The sequence below is a fragment of the Phytobacter sp. V69 genome, assembly GCF_965644215.1.
In the GTDB taxonomy this organism is placed as follows: domain Bacteria; phylum Pseudomonadota; class Gammaproteobacteria; order Enterobacterales; family Enterobacteriaceae; genus Phytobacter.
On the sequence record NZ_CBFFRL010000104.1, the window covers coordinates 1 to 16819 of the forward strand.

Here is a 16819-nt window from a genome sequence, read left to right on the forward strand (position 1 = left end):
TACAGCTCAGCTAAGGTAAGGCTAATACAGCTAAGGACTCCACTGAACCCCACCGATTAAATCGCACCTTCCCTAATGAACGAAATATCAACAAATCTGCTGGCGAAATTGATAAAAAACAATCCACTGTTCAGACATCCAGTGATATATTGAAGGGAGAGCAAGATAATGTTCAAGCCATATTTAAGGAAAGTCGGGCGTTAGCTGATGTTAAACAGAAAACAGGTTCCGATTTAATTTATTCCGATGAGCAAGCTGATCATAAGCAAAAAATTGAAGAACTCAGGAAAAAGCAGGTTAACTGGAGGTGATTATGACATATGATGATATTGACAATGATTTGTTGCTTATCAGTGACCTTCTAGACAATAGATCAAAAAAAATTCCATCGGCAGCTAAGGTCTGGGGATATGCTGGATTTATTCCTGGAGTGTGTGTTGCACTGAATTTTTTAACTGCGGTTGGTATTTTTATAAAGTCACATGGTATAAATGAAGTAGTAAGTGATAATTTCCTGTCATTCATAACTGACTACCTTTTATCTTTTGGTGGCGCGACCTTGGTGATCGGTATTTTTATGATGTTGTTCATATACCCCAACACATTGTTATACCTATCGGTAAGTGATGAACTTAAGGAAAAATCAGTTATAGTTTCGAAGATAGTTAAAAAGATTAGGTTTTTTATTTTTTTACTTTTTGCTATTAATGTTATTGCTATGGTTGTTGGTTTTATTAACCCATATGCTATCTTTGTGACGCCAATTTCACTGGTTTGCTTTTTGTTTATAACAATGATTGCTCTCAGCACAGAGACAGCTAGATATGGCTTGATTCCTATGATGAACAAATTATCAGCCGTTGTAAGGAAAATATAATAAATTTTGATTTATATCATGGAAGCCTCGTTAACTTGACGAGGCTTTTGTTTTTCCTCTAATGAATCCCATTCTCCTTCCGATACTTCTACAGAATTGCCTGAAGCATCTGGATCTCAAATCTACGAAGGACTCTTATTGATGAATAAAACAATTGTTGCGGCTATTGTACTCTCTGCATTTACTCTGACCGGTTGTGGCGCAATGTCCACGGCAGTCAAAAAACGTAATCTGGACGTAAAAACTCAAATGAGCCAGACGGTATGGCTGGAGCCATCCAGCGAAAAAACCGTATTTATCCAGGTCCGAAATACCTCTGATAAGGATATGTCCAACCTTCAGACGTTAATTGCGAATGACCTTACTGCGAAAGGCTATAAAGTTACCAGCTCGCCGGATGCCGCTTATTACTGGGTTCAGGCTAATGTGCTCAAAGCAGACAAAATGGACCTCCGTCAGGCACAGGGATTCCTGAATACCGGTTATGAAGGTGCGGCCACCGGTGCTGCGCTGGGCGCCGGAATTGCTGCCTATAACACTGGCTCTGCGGGTACCACGCTGGGCGTGGGGCTGGCAACCGGTCTGGTGGGATTAGCCGCTGATGCTATGGTGGAAGACGTCAATTTCACGATGGTCACAGACCTGCAAATTTCCGAGCGCACCAAAGCGAAGGTGACCACCGACAATGTGGCGGCACTTAAGCAGGGGACATCGGGTGTGAAAGTGCAGACCAGCACGGAGGAAGGTAACCGCCAGAAATACCAGACCCGCGTCGTGTCGAACGCGAATAAGGTCAACCTGAAATTCGAAGAAGCCAAACCGGTGCTCGAGGCCCAACTGGCGAAATCAGTCGCCGGCATTATGTAATTCACTATAAGCAGTGGCCATGCCACTGCTTTTCATTCTGGTCTTCTGTGACCATCCAGCTCCACCTCTGTAGTACCGCTTTCCTTCTGTAACACCGGGCGTATGTGCCCCCTTTCATTCCGTGGACGTTTCGCTTCCTCGCCGGATATCGCTTTGCGCTGTCCGGCCTGCGGCGAGCGCGTCTGATATTTCACTGAACACGACCCGCTTGTTGTTTCGGGTGGTGTGATGTTGTCTGGACAAAATCTATGAGCACTTTCGCAGGCAAAAATCTCACCCAGGGTGGGCAGATGACGGCCTATCGCTGGCGCATGTTTCTGCAGGTGAACAACTGGATAGGATTCTGGGTGTTCATCCTGTTTGCCATTCTGGCGTCAGCGATTTTTCTGCTTCGTACCCCGCAGGAAGTCCTGGATAACGGCAGCCTGTACTGGTTTGCCTGGATAAACAGCAGCTTTCTCGATCTCATCCCCGCAGGTCAGGGGAAACTCTACGACATCCATTACTTCTATGCCCCGACAGGCACCGCCCTGATCATCAAAATGACCCTGCCGCAGATACTGACCGATGCGTATATGCAGGTGATGGGGGAGCGCGTGCTCGCACAGCTGCAGTCCGCTGCGCTGGTTAGCGCTATTTTCAGTGCGTTCGTCTTCGCCGGCATCAGCGGGTACATCAGCCGGATTGGGCGAAAGGAGAGTGAGGACGAATTCATTTCCGGCATGACGCTCACTGACAAGCCAGGAGTAGTGAACCGGCTATTGCGTAAAAGCGGTGAGTGCTCCGATTTGCGGGTTGGCGACCTGCACATGGTAAAGAATGCAGAAATCATGAATTTCCTGATCCATGGAACAATCAATGTTGGGAAATCCACGATCATCCGCTGGCTGCTTGATTACATCCGCAAACGTGGTGACCGCGCGATTATCTACGATTCCGGATGCACCTTCACCGAAACACATTACAACCCGAAAACAGATTTCATCCTGAACCCGCATGACGATCGCTGTGCCAACTGGCAGTTGTGGGGTGAGTGTGTCGATGTGGTCGATTATGAAAATATGGCCGCCAGCCTGATACCCGTCGAAGGGGAATCTGACCCATTCTGGGTATCCAGTTCCAGGACAATCTGGTCCGACCTGGCGATTCGCATGTCAACGGATCCCGATCGCAGCATTGAGAAGTTCCTCAAAACGCTGTTGTCACTCAGCATGAAAAGTCTGCGCGAATACCTGGCCAACACCCCGTCTGCCAACCTGGTGGAAGAAAAAATTGAAAAAACGGCCATCTCTATCCGTTCTGTTGTGACCAACTATGCGAAGGCACTGCGTTATCTGCAGGGACTTGATGACGGGACCCGTCCAGAATTTACCATCCGGGACTGGATGACCAGCGAAGAGCACAGCAACAGCTGGTTGTTTATTTCAACCCTGGCCCGGCATCGTCAGAGCGTACGCCCTTTGATATCCATGTGGGTCTCTATGGCGACAATGTTTTTACAGAGTATGGGTGAGAACCCCGACCGCAGGGTGTGGTTTATTTTTGATGAGAAAACCAGCCTCCAACGAATCCCGCAGTTTGCAGAGACTCTGGCTGAGGGGCGAAAATTCGGTAGCTGCTTTGTCATTGGTATTCAGAACATGCCGCAGCTCATTAATGTCTATGGTCGTGAGCAGGCCAAATCCATTTTTGACTTGCTTAACACGCGCATGTATGGCCGTTCACCCAGCTCCGAAGTCGCAGAAATTGTTGAAAAAGAATTGGGTCCTCAACGACGTAAGGAAGCCCGGGAACAAAACAGCTACGGTATGGATTCTGTGCGTGACGGCGTGTCAATCGGCAAGGAGCGGGTTAGAGAACCCATCGTTGATTATGAGCAGGTTATGAGACTGCCGAACCTGAAGTTTTACGTCAGGTTACCTGGCGAATACCCGGTTGTTAAGCTGGGGCTGAAATACCGGAAGATGAAGAAAATCCACCCCGGTTTTATTGAGCGTGACTTCCGCGATGCACTCAGTCCGGAGCTGGAAAAACTGGTACGGGAAAATGAGCGCTCAGCTGCCCTGGCTGGCTTGTCATTCCCGACCGGCGACGAAGTGATGGAACGAGGAGAAAAGGCACCGAAAGCCAGTCAGCCACAACCCGGACAACCGCCACAGCAATCACAGACACCGGCCAGAACCGTACCCACAAACAATGTGGCCACGGACGTTCCTGTTGTGCCGGTCCCCACAGCGGTGAAACACCCCGTGGAGCCAGTCGTCGTCCCGCAGAACACAGCCGAACCTGACGAAGAGAAACCCCTTCCTGCGGATAACGTCGTGGCGCTCAGACCTGCCAGGCCACGGACGAGTGCGCCGCTCAGTACGGTGTCCCGTGCAGAAAAGGCCCTGAATACACAACCTTCGACGCCCGCCCCGGAAACCCGCTCATCGCCGGTACAGCCGGATATCCCGGCATCAGCCGAAAAGCCGGCTACGGGAGCAGCCTTTAATCCATTTGACCGGCTTAACCGCCTTCGCCAGCAACTGCCGGCTGCGCAGAACGACGGTGCCGACGACACCGAAAGCGGTGGCGAAGCGCAGGAGCTGAGCATGGAAATAACGGAGCTGGCGGAGGGGGGACTGCAGATAAACACAGCGGGGAAAAACCCGACGCAGCAGGAAAGCCACGATGCCCCGAAAGCCAACCGGCGTATGGCGGATGAGGAAGAAAACATCCTGCGCCATCGCGACCAGAGTGACCCCGGTTTCAGTGAGCTGGACATGGAGCGTTATGAAGATGAAGGAGAGCACGAATTATGATGTCAGTCGCGCCAGTCGCCTCTGCCGGTGATGCGGCATCCTACTACGGCAACTCGGATAACTATTATTTTCTCGGCCAGCTGGAAAGTGAATGGCTGGGTGAAGGCGCCAGCGCGCTTGGGCTGGAAGGGAAAGTCAGAAGCGATACGCTGACGGCCGTCCTCGAGGGACGGCTGCCGGACGGTTCCCGTCTGGGTAAAGAAATCAACGGCAACCATGTTCACCGGCCAGGCCACGACCTTACCTTCTCCGCACCGAAAAGTGTCTCGATACTGGGTCTTATCGGGGGCGACAAGGAAATGGTAAAAGCCCACCAGGATGCCGTCCGTGTGGCGGCGAGCTATGTGGAAAAACTGATCTCTGCCCGGGAAACGGTGAACGGTAAAACGTCCATCGTTCAGACCGGAAAACTGGTGGCCGCGCTCTTTACACACGATACCTCCCGCAATCTCGATCCACAGTTGCACACCCATATGCTGGTTGCCAACATGACGGAGCTGAACGGGAAATGGAAAGCGCTGGCCACGGATAAAATCCACGATGCCGGTTTTATCGAGACGGTCATGAAAATGCAGGTCACGCTGGGGAAAATATACCGCCATACCCTGCGTGAACGTGTTGAAGCGCTGGGCCATGAGGTGGAGGAAGTGGGTCCCCACGGGATGTGGGAAATTAAGGGCGTGCCGGCAGAGATCCGTGAAGAGTTTTCGTCCCGTGGCCGTGAGGTTAAAGGTGCGGTGGGCGCGGAAGCCACGCTACGCAGCCGCGACGTGGCAGCAAAGGATACACGCCGGGCGAAAGTCGACCCGTCCCGGCTGCGCCTGATGGAGCGCTGGATTGGCCAGATGACGGAAAAGGGCTGGAATATCCGGGAATACCAGGCGAGCGTGGTTCCGCGTGAACCGGTCACGGAGCCTGCCGTTTCCCGTCCGGTCAGACTGGAGGTCCCTGCCCCTGAGAAGAACACCGGCGGTGTTAAGCCGGCGAACGACGAGAAATCACCTGCGCATGCCGGTCCGGAACCCGCGAATGATAGCCGGTTGGGTACCGCAGAAGTCATTAAGCGGGATGACGTGGACTCCCGGGCAAAATCGACGGAGGGGGATGGGCAGAGACCGGATGGGAAACCGGTCTCCGCTGATGAGAAAAACCACCTGTCAGTAAAAGAAAATGCCGAACCAACGCTGAAAACAGAAGAACTTAAACAGGAACAGGGGGAAAAATCGCCCCCGGGGATGGCGGCCCGGACTGTTCCCGAGGTTCGTCCGGAGGTGGCCAGTGCCGTGAAGATGGCCATCTCTCAGCTCAGTGACAGCAAAACCCGTTTTACCTGGGGCGAGCTGATGCTCAGCACCACCGAATTCAGCGACAAAATTCCGGATGTGAAAGAGCTTAAGGCTGCTATCGACGCGTCGCTTCGCGAAGGGATGATTGTGCCGCTGGACAGCGAAAAGGGGGTATTCACCTCCCGTAACCATCTGCTGGATGAGCTCTCTATCCAGGCGCTGAGTAAGGACCATCTCAGCGATGCGAAAGTGGTCAGTTTCCGTCGGCCCGGGCAGAGCGCCCCGGCGGCACTGGGCGTGGTGGAAACCGATGCGCTTGTGCTGATGAATGCCCCGAAAGGTGTTGCCGGCATTCGCGAACTGACTGAGCAAATCAGTGCCGTCTCAGCCTCTCACGGTCGCGAAGTCCGTGTTCTGGCCAGCTCGGCGGAGCGGTCGGTGTCGCTGGCCAAGTCTGACGCGCTGCGGGAAAAAATCATGGGGCGTCAACAGGTGTTAAGCACGGATTTCAGTCTTGCCCCGCAGAGTACGCTGGTCATCGAGGGTGCTGAACGGCTGGGCCTCAAGGAAACCCTGGTTCTGCTGGGTGAGGCGCGGGATAAAGGCGCGCAGCTTATCTTCCTGGACAGTGCCGGCCGTCAGGCGAACGGCAATGCCATGTCGGTACTCGAGTCGGCGGGGGTGGTGCGCAGCCGCCGTACCGAGCCAGCCCCCGGGCTGGAGGCGTCGGTCGTCAGTATCAGCGATAAGCGCGATCGCTACGAAGCGATGGCTAACCGTTTTGCTGAGCTCAGCGCCGGTAGCGAGCCGGTCACGGCCATTGTCATCGGCCAGCGTGAGCAGAAGCAGATGACCGGCCTCATCCGTGATGCGCTGCAGAATGCCGGACAGCTTGAACGTGACGGTGTCACCGTGGAAGCACGCACGCCTGTCTGGCTGGACAACAAAACCCGCAGAATGGCCGGCAGTTACCGCCCGGGTCAGGTGCTGGAAGACCGCAGCGAAAAAGAAACGCGCCACTTCGTCATTGACCGGGTTCACGAGGACACCCGTGTGCTGTCCCTGATTGACAGCGACGGCGTACTGGTCCGCCAGAAAATCGGCGACCTGTCAGCAGACTGGCGGCTGTTTAACAGCGAGAACCTGTCGGTGGTGCCGGGTGAGAAGCTGATTGCGGTGGCCGGGGATAAACAGGCCGGACTGAAAGCGAAAGACCGGCTGACCGTGACGGCCATCAGCAGCAAGGGCATTGAAGCCACCCGGGAAGGGAAAAGCGTGTCCCTGCCTGTTGACCGTCCGCTGTATGTCTCTCACGGTTATGTCGCGTCTCCGGGTAACCGGGACAATGAATCCGGCACGGTACTGGCGGCCCTCAACGCCCGTGATATCACGGGCCAGACGATGAACTCGCTGGCCCAGTCCGGCGTGAAGGCCGAAATCTTTACGTCAGAAGCGCAGGACAAGGCTGAGGCCTGGCTGCAGCGGATGCGTACCGAGAGTTCACCTCTTCAGCTTGTTCAGAAACTCAGTGGCAAAGAGGACGCCAGCGACGCTGTGGCGCAGCTGCGGGACAATGTCAAAAGTGAGGCCGCACTGGCCGTTCACCGGGCCATTGAAGACCAGCAGACCGTTCTCTTTGGTGAAGTGGAGCTGGCGGTGGCCGCTGCGCGTTTTCATCCGGATATGATGACCATCGGGCTGGAAATAAAAGGCATGGTTAAGGACGGTGATCTCATCCGGGTTCCGGGCAGGGGTAAACCGTTTCTGGTGGCGCGCGCCACCTTCGAGATGGAGAAATCCATTATCACGGCCATCACGGAAGGTAAAGGTACCCAGGAGCCGTTACTGGAGCAGGTCGACATGACGCTGCTCGACGGCCTGACGTCCGGACAGAAGGACGCTGCGCTGCTGGTCCTGCGCAGCACAGACCAGTTTACCGGCATCCAGGGCTATGCCGGGGTGGGTAAGACCACGCAGGTCCGGGCAGTGAAAGCGGCTGTCGATACGCTGCCAGACGTGGCGCGGCCACTGTTACGGGGGCTCGCGCCGACTCACCAGGCGGTGAAGGAGCTCAGGGACGTGGATGTCGGGGCGCAGACGGTCAAATCCTTTCTGGTGGAGCATGAGCAGATGGTCGCTGCCGGCGAAAAACCGGACTACCGTCACCAGGTCTTCCTGATGGACGAATCCTCGATGCTGGGCAACCAGGATATGGCCGCTGCGTATCTGGCCATTAAAGCCGGTGGGGGACGCGGTGTATCAATGGGGGACATTGATCAGTTCGAAGCGATTGAGTCCGGTGCGCCGTTTAAACTGGCGCAGGAGCGCAGTCCGATGGATGTGGCCATCATGAAGCAGATTGTTCGCCAGAAGGATACCAGTCTGAAAAATGCCATCCATGACATTATCGACAACCGCATTGATGCGGCACTAAAGCGTCTCGAATCGCAGCCTCCGGATAAGGTTACACGCCGTCCGGAGGCGACATTCACCGTTCCCCTGACGGGCATTGAGGAAACAAAACAACCGACAGACGCCATCGTGGCTGACTGGATGTCGCGCACACCTGAGGTGCGTTCGCGTACTCTGGTAATTGCACAGCTCAATGCAGACCGTCAGGCCATTAATGGCGGCATCTTCAGCCAGCTGGCCGGGCAGGGGGTGCTGGGCGAGAAGGCAGTGATGGTGCCTGTGCTGGAAAAAATCAGCCATACCCGCCATGAGTTCAATAAAACCAGTGCCTGGGCATCCGGTATGGTGGTCAAACGCGGGGACGTCTACCAGGACGTGATTGCCGTCGACCGCAATGGTGCAATGGTGACGGTAAAAAACGAGGACGGGAAGATTGGCCTCTACTCGCCACGCGAACTGCTGATCGGCGATGTGGAGCTGTTTACCCGCAACCAGATTGAGGTGCGTACCGGCGCAGAACTGCGCTTTACCGCCACGGACCGTAACCGTGGCCAGACGGCCAGTCAGCGTTTTACGGTCGATGCCATCAGGGACAACGGTGACATCGTCATGAAAGGGGCCTCCGGTGTGAAGGTCATTAACCCGTCTGAGGCACGGGCGGAGCAGCATATCGATTATGCCTGGGCAGTAACCGGTTATGGCTCGCAGGGGGCCAGCAGTGATTATGTCATCTCGCTTGAGGGGACCGAGGGCGGGCGCCAGTATCTGGCCACGAAGCGTGCGTTTTATATTTCTGCATCGCGCGCGAAAGAACATGTCCAGATATACACAGACGGGACGGAGAAATGGGTCCAGTCGGTCAAATCTCCCGAGTACCAGACCAAAACGGCGCATGATGCCCTGCATCCCGAGACGGAACGTAAACAGGCGCGCCTTATCTGGGCGATGGGGCAGCCGGTGAGTAAAACGGCCATCGGCAGGACCTGGTCACGGCATGAAGGGGTCGATGGCCACCGCCTTTCAGCCCGTATCATTCCGGCGACAAAGCGGTTCCCGGAGCCGGCGATGGCACTGCCCCTCTATGATGATAATGGCAAAACCGCCGGACTGGCCCTGGTGTCTCTGGTCGCCAGTGACAACGGCAAACTGACTCAGGGGTCGCTGCGCATGGTCGCCACCGACGGCGCATCAGGTGCTGTTCTGCAGCGCAGCGAGAGTGGAAACACGCATGTGGTGAAGGAGCTTGCCGCAGCGATTAACACTGCCCGGGAGCACCCGCGTGACGGTGTGGTCTGGCAGACAGGGGAAGAGCGGCCCTCACCCTGGATGCTGAAAGTCAGTAAAGGGACTGACCAGGCCGCGGATGCTGCCCGGGCGCAGGCGGTGAAAGAGGGCATGGCTGAAACCGTGCTGCCTCCGGTACCGCCGGTTCAGGGCGAGCCGGATATGCGCGGGGCTGTGGACAGAGCCAGCGAGGCACTGATTGCACAGCGTCAGGCTGAAACTGACCTGGCCAGCCGGCAGGCCGACGCACTCAGAAAAGCCCCCGTGGAGCCTGAGAAAATCGTTATTCCCCCTGAGCCGGTACCGGACATTCCGTCTGTTATCCCCGAACCGTCCCGTTCTGCGGAACCCCGCAGTGTGGATAAAGAGACGATTGCACGGGTCGCCGGAGCGGTGCGATCCGTACCCGATGTGCGCATCGATATCGACAGTATCCCGCTCCCGGACCGTTCACAGGAAACCCGGGACTTTTCACGGGCTGCAGAACGGGTTGCCGGTGAACTGGCGGAACAAAAACGCATTGATATCCCGCAGGACGTGCATGAGCGCGGGCGCGCCATCGAGCACGATGAACCCGGTCGTACCCCCACTATTCAGAAAGAACGCTAGGAAACCCGCCATGATGCTTAAAAAGACACTGTTTTTATTAGTTACAACATACAATTTGATCTCAATAACTCCCCTGCAGGCAGCACCTTCGCCGGTATTCACGCCCGCAGAAGAGGCTCAGATAGGAAAAATTGCCGCTGACTACCTGGTGGCACACCCGGAGGTACTGGTCCAGGTCAGTCAGAAGCTGCAGCAGCAACAGCAGGAACGCCAGCAGATGGCCCTCACGCTGAGAGTGATGGATAACCAGCCGGCACTGCTGCGTGACGCGGGTACGCCCGTCGTGGGTCCGGATAACGCAAACGTAGCCGTGATTGAATTTTTCGATTACCAGTGTATCTACTGCAGCAAGCTGGCTCCGGAGCTGGAGAAAGTGATGAAAGCCAGCCCGGGTGTACGCTACATCTTTAAGGAATGGCCGATTTTCGCCTCACACTGGGAGAACTCTGAGAAAGCGGCATTGCGCGGTCTTGATGTCTGGAAGCAGAAGGGGGCGGCCGGATACCTGACATATCACAACGCCCTTTACCGCTCAGGGCATAATGAAGGCCAGCTGACGGTCGACGATATCGATACGGCAGCGAAGGCCGCCGGTGTCACGGAAAGACAGCAAGGGGATGACCGAAGTCTGCTTGAAAACAACAATGCACTGGCACAGGCGCTTGAGCTGACCGGTACACCAGGACTCATTGTTATGCCGGTGAAGGGGGCCACACCGAAAACCATCACGGTTTTCCCCGGACTGGCCAGTGCTGAACAGATCCTGGCGGCGATTAAGAAAGCCCGCAATTAGCACCTGGCACATTGCCGTCAGCGGTAAAATCCCGCCAGAAATACCCTGACGGCAGTCACAGCTTTCCTGAACGCGCCCGGTTCCCGGGCTTGTCCAACCCCTCGAACGCATGAGGATACCTCATGCGCCCTCACGGTTATCGGTTAAGACAGTACATCGCGCATGTATCCCACTTCCTGCATTATGATGGCAGGGAGCGTTGCCAGTTTTTTCCAGTAATGACCAAATATTTGATCCTGTTACTTACCACGCGATCTATTTTGGCTAGAAAACGGTATGGCAATTGGGTAGACTCAGTTTGCTGCAAAAGCCTTGTGGTGGGGTGATTTGTAGTTAATGAACATAGATTTCTGACTTATCTCAAACCGGTTATCCGGCTGGATGGGGCGTCTTGTGGTGGGACACTTTATTCAGGGCAGGAATGAAATCGCGACTCGATGCCTGTACATGCGAACGGGCAACGGGATTAAGGATTACCAGGATAGGGTGTATCCGTAAAACGCCCGGGAGAAGGTTCCGTCAGATTTGCCGGAGCCTGAATGCAAAAACCCCCCGAATTCTATACGAAACTTGGCGGCTTCAGTAGAGTTCGAGGGGTCATAAAGCAGGCGCTTTGCCTGTGAAGGATTATAACGCATGCATCACATAACACAATACCAGCACGCCATAAGTATGGAGTCTGGTGACTGAACAATTACATCCACACGTCAGACAGTGCTACGTGGTTAATGCCACACCGGCGTTTACTCGCCCTGCACACCATAAACATAAACTGCCGGCGTTCAACAAAACCCTGATCGAAAAAGTGTCTGACCGGGATGTTTCCCGCTGGACAGGGTTTTACTATTACGATGCGTATCACCATAAAACCAATAAGCTGATGGTACGCGCCCGGCATTTCAACAAACACCGTGCACGTGCTATCAACGCACTGGCGCATGCGATGGTGTACCATCTCAACATAATCAGCGGCACTATCCCCGTTAGTTTTACCACCCTTGCCCATGAAGCGGGTCTGTCCACCTGTTCAAAAGCCGGTAATACCTCTATCACACGGGCAACCCGGGCCGCGCATGATCTGGCCGCTTACGGCGTCATTACCTACAAATTGTTATGGGATAAAGTGACCCGTCAGTATTTCCCGGCAGATATCCAGGTTACCGATCGCTTCTTCGACATGGTCGGCAGTTCTGCCCAGGCCTGGCAGAAAGCGAGTAATCAGCAGCTGGCCTGGCAGAACATGGGGCTGGCTAAAAAAGGCCAGAAACCTCTGACCAAATCTGAAGCCTCGCGCCTGCAACGCGAAAAACTGGTGGAAATCACCTGGCAACAACGCAAAACGGCACAGGATATCCGTCGTAAGCAAAAGATTGCCCGGATTGCCGTTAAAAAAGACGACAAAGCCCTGCGCCACCAGATTAGCTGCCAGCTTCAGCATGAACTGAGCCAGGGACTGCATGAAGGTATCACCATGGAAGGGTTCAGGAGGCTCGTTAACCAGCGTCTGGCCCTGATACGGAAGATAGCCCGACAGCAGGAGTAATTCCGGTTCTCTGTAAGCCTCCGCTTCACTGCGGAGGTTTCTGCACGCCTGCAGGAAACCATTGCCTGTTTTGTGAACACTGCATCGACGACGTCTGGCCAGAAACGCGATCCTCGCGGCGGAATAGCGATCCTTTTTTCGGTTATCCCCATATAGATGCAAATGGATTCTTTCCATGGATGCATTCAGAAGCGTGTATGCGTAGTGACCTTCCTTTACTTCAATACAGATCCTTTAAAGTTAAGAGCCACAGCTCTGTGAATAAGCCTTCGCTTGCAGTGGCCTTCGGCCACGCCGCTCAGAACCGAAGCACCCCCCACCGCAAGCGGCGGGTCCCCTCTGTGCCTCCGCCTGACACCGTACCCACTACCTGTCCTGAAAAGCCGCGCCGCCCCGGGCCAAAGGCCCGGAACTGCACCGCTTTAAAAGGGATGATGTAACTAACCCCGCATCGCTGTAACAGGCCAGCGGAAGTACCATCAAACACGCTCGTAGCTCGCGTAAACGCTCGCACGCGGAGATACGCCCCGTCTGCGGCCTTCGGCCTTGCCGTGACCACTCCGACCGCGTAAAGAAGCTCCTGGGCCGCTTTTAGCGGGTTATGGCTTTGCAGGACGGGGGGGTTAATAGCGATCGTCTATCATGCAGCCGGCTTCGCCGGGTGACGGCGCCATTCTCCTGAGTGCCTCATTTCGCATCGTCAGGCGCCTTTATGCCGCTGTGCGGCATTCAGTGAGCCAGTTCGCACAGCTCACCGGCTCTTCCCTGGATGGTGAGTGGGTTGTCAAATACCCGAACGGGAATAAGCTGTAATAAGAAAACACACTGAGGCGAAAAAATGGACACAGCATTATTCCCCGGCCAGAACCGGCTGGCGTGGTCGGAAACCATGATCAATCTGGAAGCCAGAAAACTCGTCAATACGGCCAATACTGTGGCCGCCATGCACCTGCAGGATGGTCTTACGCGGCTGCAGTTCGTGGACGAAATAAAATCGGTCATCATGGCCCAGTTTGAAGCGGCGCGCCGCGCCAGAACGGATGATGAGTGTATGGCCTGCATAAAAGCACTGCGGGCAGAGAACACCAGCCTGCTCGAGCAGTCCAGGGCGCTGCGCACAGGATATGCAAAGATTTACGCGGAAGTAAAAATCGTCCGGGACGAGAATAAAATTGTCGGGTACATCATTTCTGCGGTCGACGTGGTTGTCGCCGGCGTGGCCATCTTTGGCGGGATAATGATGATGTCTTCAATGACACCCCTTGGCGTGGTGGCCGGGGCCATCATCGTGGTGAACGGTTTTAATACGATTTCACGTGAGGTGGGACGCACTTTTCTGGGTGATAAACAGACAGAAGGGATGTTCGCTGATGGCTCGATGGAAACGGCCGAATTTCTGGGGTTCAGCCGGCAGCAGGGGCTGGGCGCGTACCAGGCGGTGACGTTATTCAGTGAAGTTTACGGTGCATACGGGCTGCGACTGAAGCCAGAAGCACAACGGTTGTGGTACTGGACGAAACCTGATTTTTTCCGGAAAGTGAACACCACGCCCCGGCCCGTCATGGCGATAAAAATTGCGGGCTGGGGTATCAAAGCTAAAGTCGCCCTGGATTTACTGTCTATCGAGCCTGACGGTCAATAGCGTTATGCAGCTGGCGTGCTTTCCAGGCCAGTAGCGGAGGGAAAGTACACCAGGCGATAACCAGCACAACCGCGGCACTGATGCCTCCCGAGATGATATGCGTCCGGTTGCCGGTAAACACGGTAAGCAGCATGACAAGAATGATGACCACTGTTACCCAGAGTGACACCCGGAATCGCCGCGCCAGCGCAGTGATCAGATCATCCATTGTTCCGCCGCCACGGCTAAGCCGGGTATGTAAGTCTGCCATGTCACGTTCAGTGAACCCGGCGCTACGTAAGTCATTCTCATTGATGGCCATAGCATTCTCCCTTGTGCAGAAAAGTATATACGCAGAACTCTTCCGGGCAAGAACACTGTGGTTATGGTCTGTTTTCCACCTGGTGCCGGCGTGGCGGATTACCCTGACCTGAGATCAGGAATTACGCCTGGCCGAACAGGGGCTGGTATTCTGGATCGTTCTCAATCTCTCTGCAGCGTGGCATGACAGAACCCTGCTGATGCACGGTACGGCCTGTTTCGCTGAACAGGCGGAACATGGCTTCATAGAAAATCACGTCATTACGTAAGCCACAGACATCCGCGTGGTCCAGCCCCTCACGCTGCCGGCATTGTATGGCCAGTTCGATGAACTGCGTGGTGTATTCGTATCTGTCGTTATCGAGCTGGAGCGACATGAAGCATTCCACTTCTGCAGGGTTAAGCGCCACATAGCGATCGAAATGCGCAATGATGTCTGACCGCGTGCCGGGGGGGTTACGGGAGATATGTGTGTCTGTCCCGGCGCAAATGGCCTGTCCAGGTTTGCTACTCATGAGAAGACCTCTGTTTGTTGTCGGTGGAAATATCGTGGTTGCACGTTCACCTGGCGCCGGCTTGTCAGCTGAGATACCGGATAAGGCTCAGCACCAGAAGATGGCCCGCGTAAGCCAGGTAAAAGAAGTGACGGTGCATAAACCGTTGCGTATGGCCGGACTGCATTTTTTCTACGGTATTCAGGGCAACGGCCGGGAGAAGTATTGTCGGAATAACCGCGAATATCAGGGCTGCTGCCGGGGCATCCACGAGATGTGTCATCCCGTTGAGCATTGTCAGCGATACCACCGCCGTGATACCCGCCATCTTGCGCCGGGTGCCCGCCGGTAACGCGAACCACAGCGCCAGAGACAAAGACAGGATCAGACCTGGAATGCCATAGCTTGCAGGCGTCAGTGGCCAGACCATGATGGCCAGCAACACCAGACCGCACAGTGCGCCACGTTTGCCTGCGCTGTGGAAGGATGCCAGCAGCTGTGTGACGCCGGCAAACACGAACAGTATGTTCAGCGCATACCAGGGAACGTGCCCCTGAAATGTCAGGGTGAATACGGGTTGGGTAGCCACTGCCCAAATCCACAGCCGGCGCGCCCGCAGCTGAAGTCTCTCCGGGTCCCGGCAGACATTCATGGCCCAGATCAGCGCAAACAGAGGAAATGCGGCCCTCCCCAGGGCATACAGCTCCAGCTGGGGCGTGCCCAGCAGTACGGTATTGGTGTGATCGATGACCATAGCGACCAGGGCAATGACCTTGACCAGATCTGTCCCCCACGGGTTGAGTGCCGGAATCGTGCTGTGCCGCATTCTGGCTGATATCTTTTCCACGGGCTGCAATGACAACATTTTTATCCTCATGCTGAGCACATGCTCTGATGATATATTCCTGGGCCCACTGCCAGAATATCCGCCCGGAATAATTCGGGACGGGGAGTTTTGCTTTTTCCATGATTTTTCTGGCTACGGATTCTGTCTTATCCCGCAAAATAAGCATGGCTTTATTTTTTTGTTTTAAATCCAGCGCCTGTCTGAAATGATAAAAACTGTTCATAAGTCTTCTCCCGTTATTATATTAAAAACGGCAGACTTATTAAATTCTTTAGAGTAAAATTTAGCCAGGCAGTAATATTTTTACATGCCCAAATTTATTAATAAAGAATTAACACGATCCAAACATAAAAAAGGCCGGATCACATGTTTATTACATTCGCTATATCAGGTGTTTTACTCATTGCATCAGGGTGTTACAGAAAGAAAATATCAATGTATTACTCTCTGATGCTTGCAGGGATGTTTGTTACTCTTTGTTTTTTCGGGAATGATATTTCCGAAGAATATAACGCATCAAATAAAGTGACGTTTTATAATGCTGATTTACAGGTTACAACAGGCGTTTATTGGGGTGGTTAACAATATTGCCGAATACTGGCGCGAGCTCCAGTGTGAAATGAATGATGACGCAGGGAGTAAGCCAGTATAAGGCTGCTCTCTGGCTGGTTGTATTAATTCAGGAGTTTGTAATGGAAAATATGATGAAAACTATGCGTGAGCATTTCCCCGCGCGAACAGTGGTGATCGAACAGTCTCTGGATATGTTTGGCATCAAACGAAATGAGGACGGGACGCTACTCTTTCCCCGACACTCCGATAAACGTTTTCCCATCGCGCGTATTCGTAAGCGACTGGCGGCGTATGGCTGGCGAGGAGAACGCCTGAATAAGGAGGTGGCGCGTATCGTCGCAGGCCCTGATGAGAGAAATATGCAAACAGGGAACTACAGCATTATTTTCCCTTACGGATGGGAACAGAAGCAGCGAATTCAGATAATAAGTGCAACGCTCGGACATGATTGTGGAGAGTGTAGGAGGAAGGGTTAACTACCGATAAGT

12 protein-coding genes are annotated in these 16819 nt (G+C 54.2%); 9 read left to right on the top strand and 3 right to left on the bottom strand.

Features of this window, described 5'->3' with window-relative positions; genetic code table 11:
* Positions 1-313: 313 nt before the first annotated feature.
* The 7 genes from ACSZPU_RS15200 to ACSZPU_RS15230 all read left to right on the top strand — a co-directional run bounded on the left by ACSZPU_RS15200 (position 314) and on the right by ACSZPU_RS15230 (position 14117).
* On the top strand, positions 314-877 hold the full coding sequence (locus ACSZPU_RS15200; RefSeq protein WP_499000311.1) for a hypothetical protein: 564 nt from the start codon (positions 314-316) through the stop codon (positions 875-877).
* 141 nt (positions 878-1018) lie between these two features.
* Positions 1019-1744 carry a complement resistance protein TraT gene (gene traT, locus ACSZPU_RS15205; protein ID WP_499000313.1) on the top strand — a complete coding sequence of 242 codons (726 nt, stop codon included), beginning with the start codon at positions 1019-1021 and terminating at the stop codon, positions 1742-1744.
* 248 nt (positions 1745-1992) lie between these two features.
* Positions 1993-4548, top strand: a complete 2556-nt coding sequence (gene traD, locus ACSZPU_RS15210; RefSeq protein ID WP_499000315.1) for a type IV conjugative transfer system coupling protein TraD — start codon at positions 1993-1995, stop codon at positions 4546-4548.
* On the top strand, positions 4545-10139 hold the full coding sequence (gene mobF / locus ACSZPU_RS15215) for a MobF family relaxase (protein ID WP_499000317.1): 5595 nt from the start codon (positions 4545-4547) through the stop codon (positions 10137-10139). The genes traD and mobF overlap by 4 nt, the downstream gene beginning before the upstream one ends.
* 10 nt (positions 10140-10149) lie before the next feature.
* Positions 10150-10932 (top strand): DsbA family protein, encoded by a 783-nt coding sequence (locus tag ACSZPU_RS15220; RefSeq protein WP_499000320.1) that lies wholly within the window; start codon positions 10150-10152, stop codon positions 10930-10932.
* A gap of 682 nt (positions 10933-11614) precedes the next feature.
* Positions 11615-12475, top strand: coding sequence for a plasmid replication initiator RepA (repA, locus tag ACSZPU_RS15225; protein WP_499000323.1), 861 nt, complete (start codon positions 11615-11617; stop codon positions 12473-12475).
* 838 nt (positions 12476-13313) lie between these two features.
* Positions 13314-14117: a DUF4225 domain-containing protein gene (locus ACSZPU_RS15230; protein WP_499000326.1), complete on the top strand. Its 804-nt coding sequence runs from the start codon at positions 13314-13316 to the stop codon at positions 14115-14117.
* Here ACSZPU_RS15230 and ACSZPU_RS15235 read toward each other — a convergent pair.
* The 3 genes from ACSZPU_RS15235 to ACSZPU_RS15245 all read right to left on the bottom strand — a co-directional run bounded on the left by ACSZPU_RS15235 (position 14095) and on the right by ACSZPU_RS15245 (position 15737).
* Entirely contained in the window at positions 14095-14418 is a 324-nt protein-coding gene (locus ACSZPU_RS15235; protein WP_499000328.1) for a hypothetical protein, read from the bottom strand. The genes ACSZPU_RS15230 and ACSZPU_RS15235 overlap by 23 nt on opposite strands.
* Before the next feature lie 121 nt (positions 14419-14539).
* A complete protein-coding gene (locus ACSZPU_RS15240; protein ID WP_499000331.1) occupies positions 14540-14932 on the bottom strand; it encodes a hypothetical protein in 393 nt (130 codons plus the stop codon).
* A 64-nt stretch (positions 14933-14996) separates the two neighbouring features.
* Positions 14997-15737: a TraX family protein gene (locus ACSZPU_RS15245; RefSeq protein ID WP_499000334.1), complete on the bottom strand. Its 741-nt coding sequence runs from the start codon at positions 15735-15737 to the stop codon at positions 14997-14999.
* Between the two features lie 387 nt (positions 15738-16124).
* On the opposite strand from ACSZPU_RS15245, the gene ACSZPU_RS15250 reads away from it, so the two are divergent.
* Together ACSZPU_RS15250 and ACSZPU_RS15255 are read left to right on the top strand one after the other, a co-directional pair.
* A complete protein-coding gene (locus tag ACSZPU_RS15250; RefSeq protein ID WP_499000337.1) occupies positions 16125-16340 on the top strand; it encodes a hypothetical protein in 216 nt (71 codons plus the stop codon).
* A 110-nt stretch (positions 16341-16450) separates the two neighbouring features.
* Entirely contained in the window at positions 16451-16807 is a 357-nt protein-coding gene (locus ACSZPU_RS15255) for a hypothetical protein (protein WP_499000340.1), read from the top strand.
* Positions 16808-16819 lie beyond the last annotated feature (12 nt).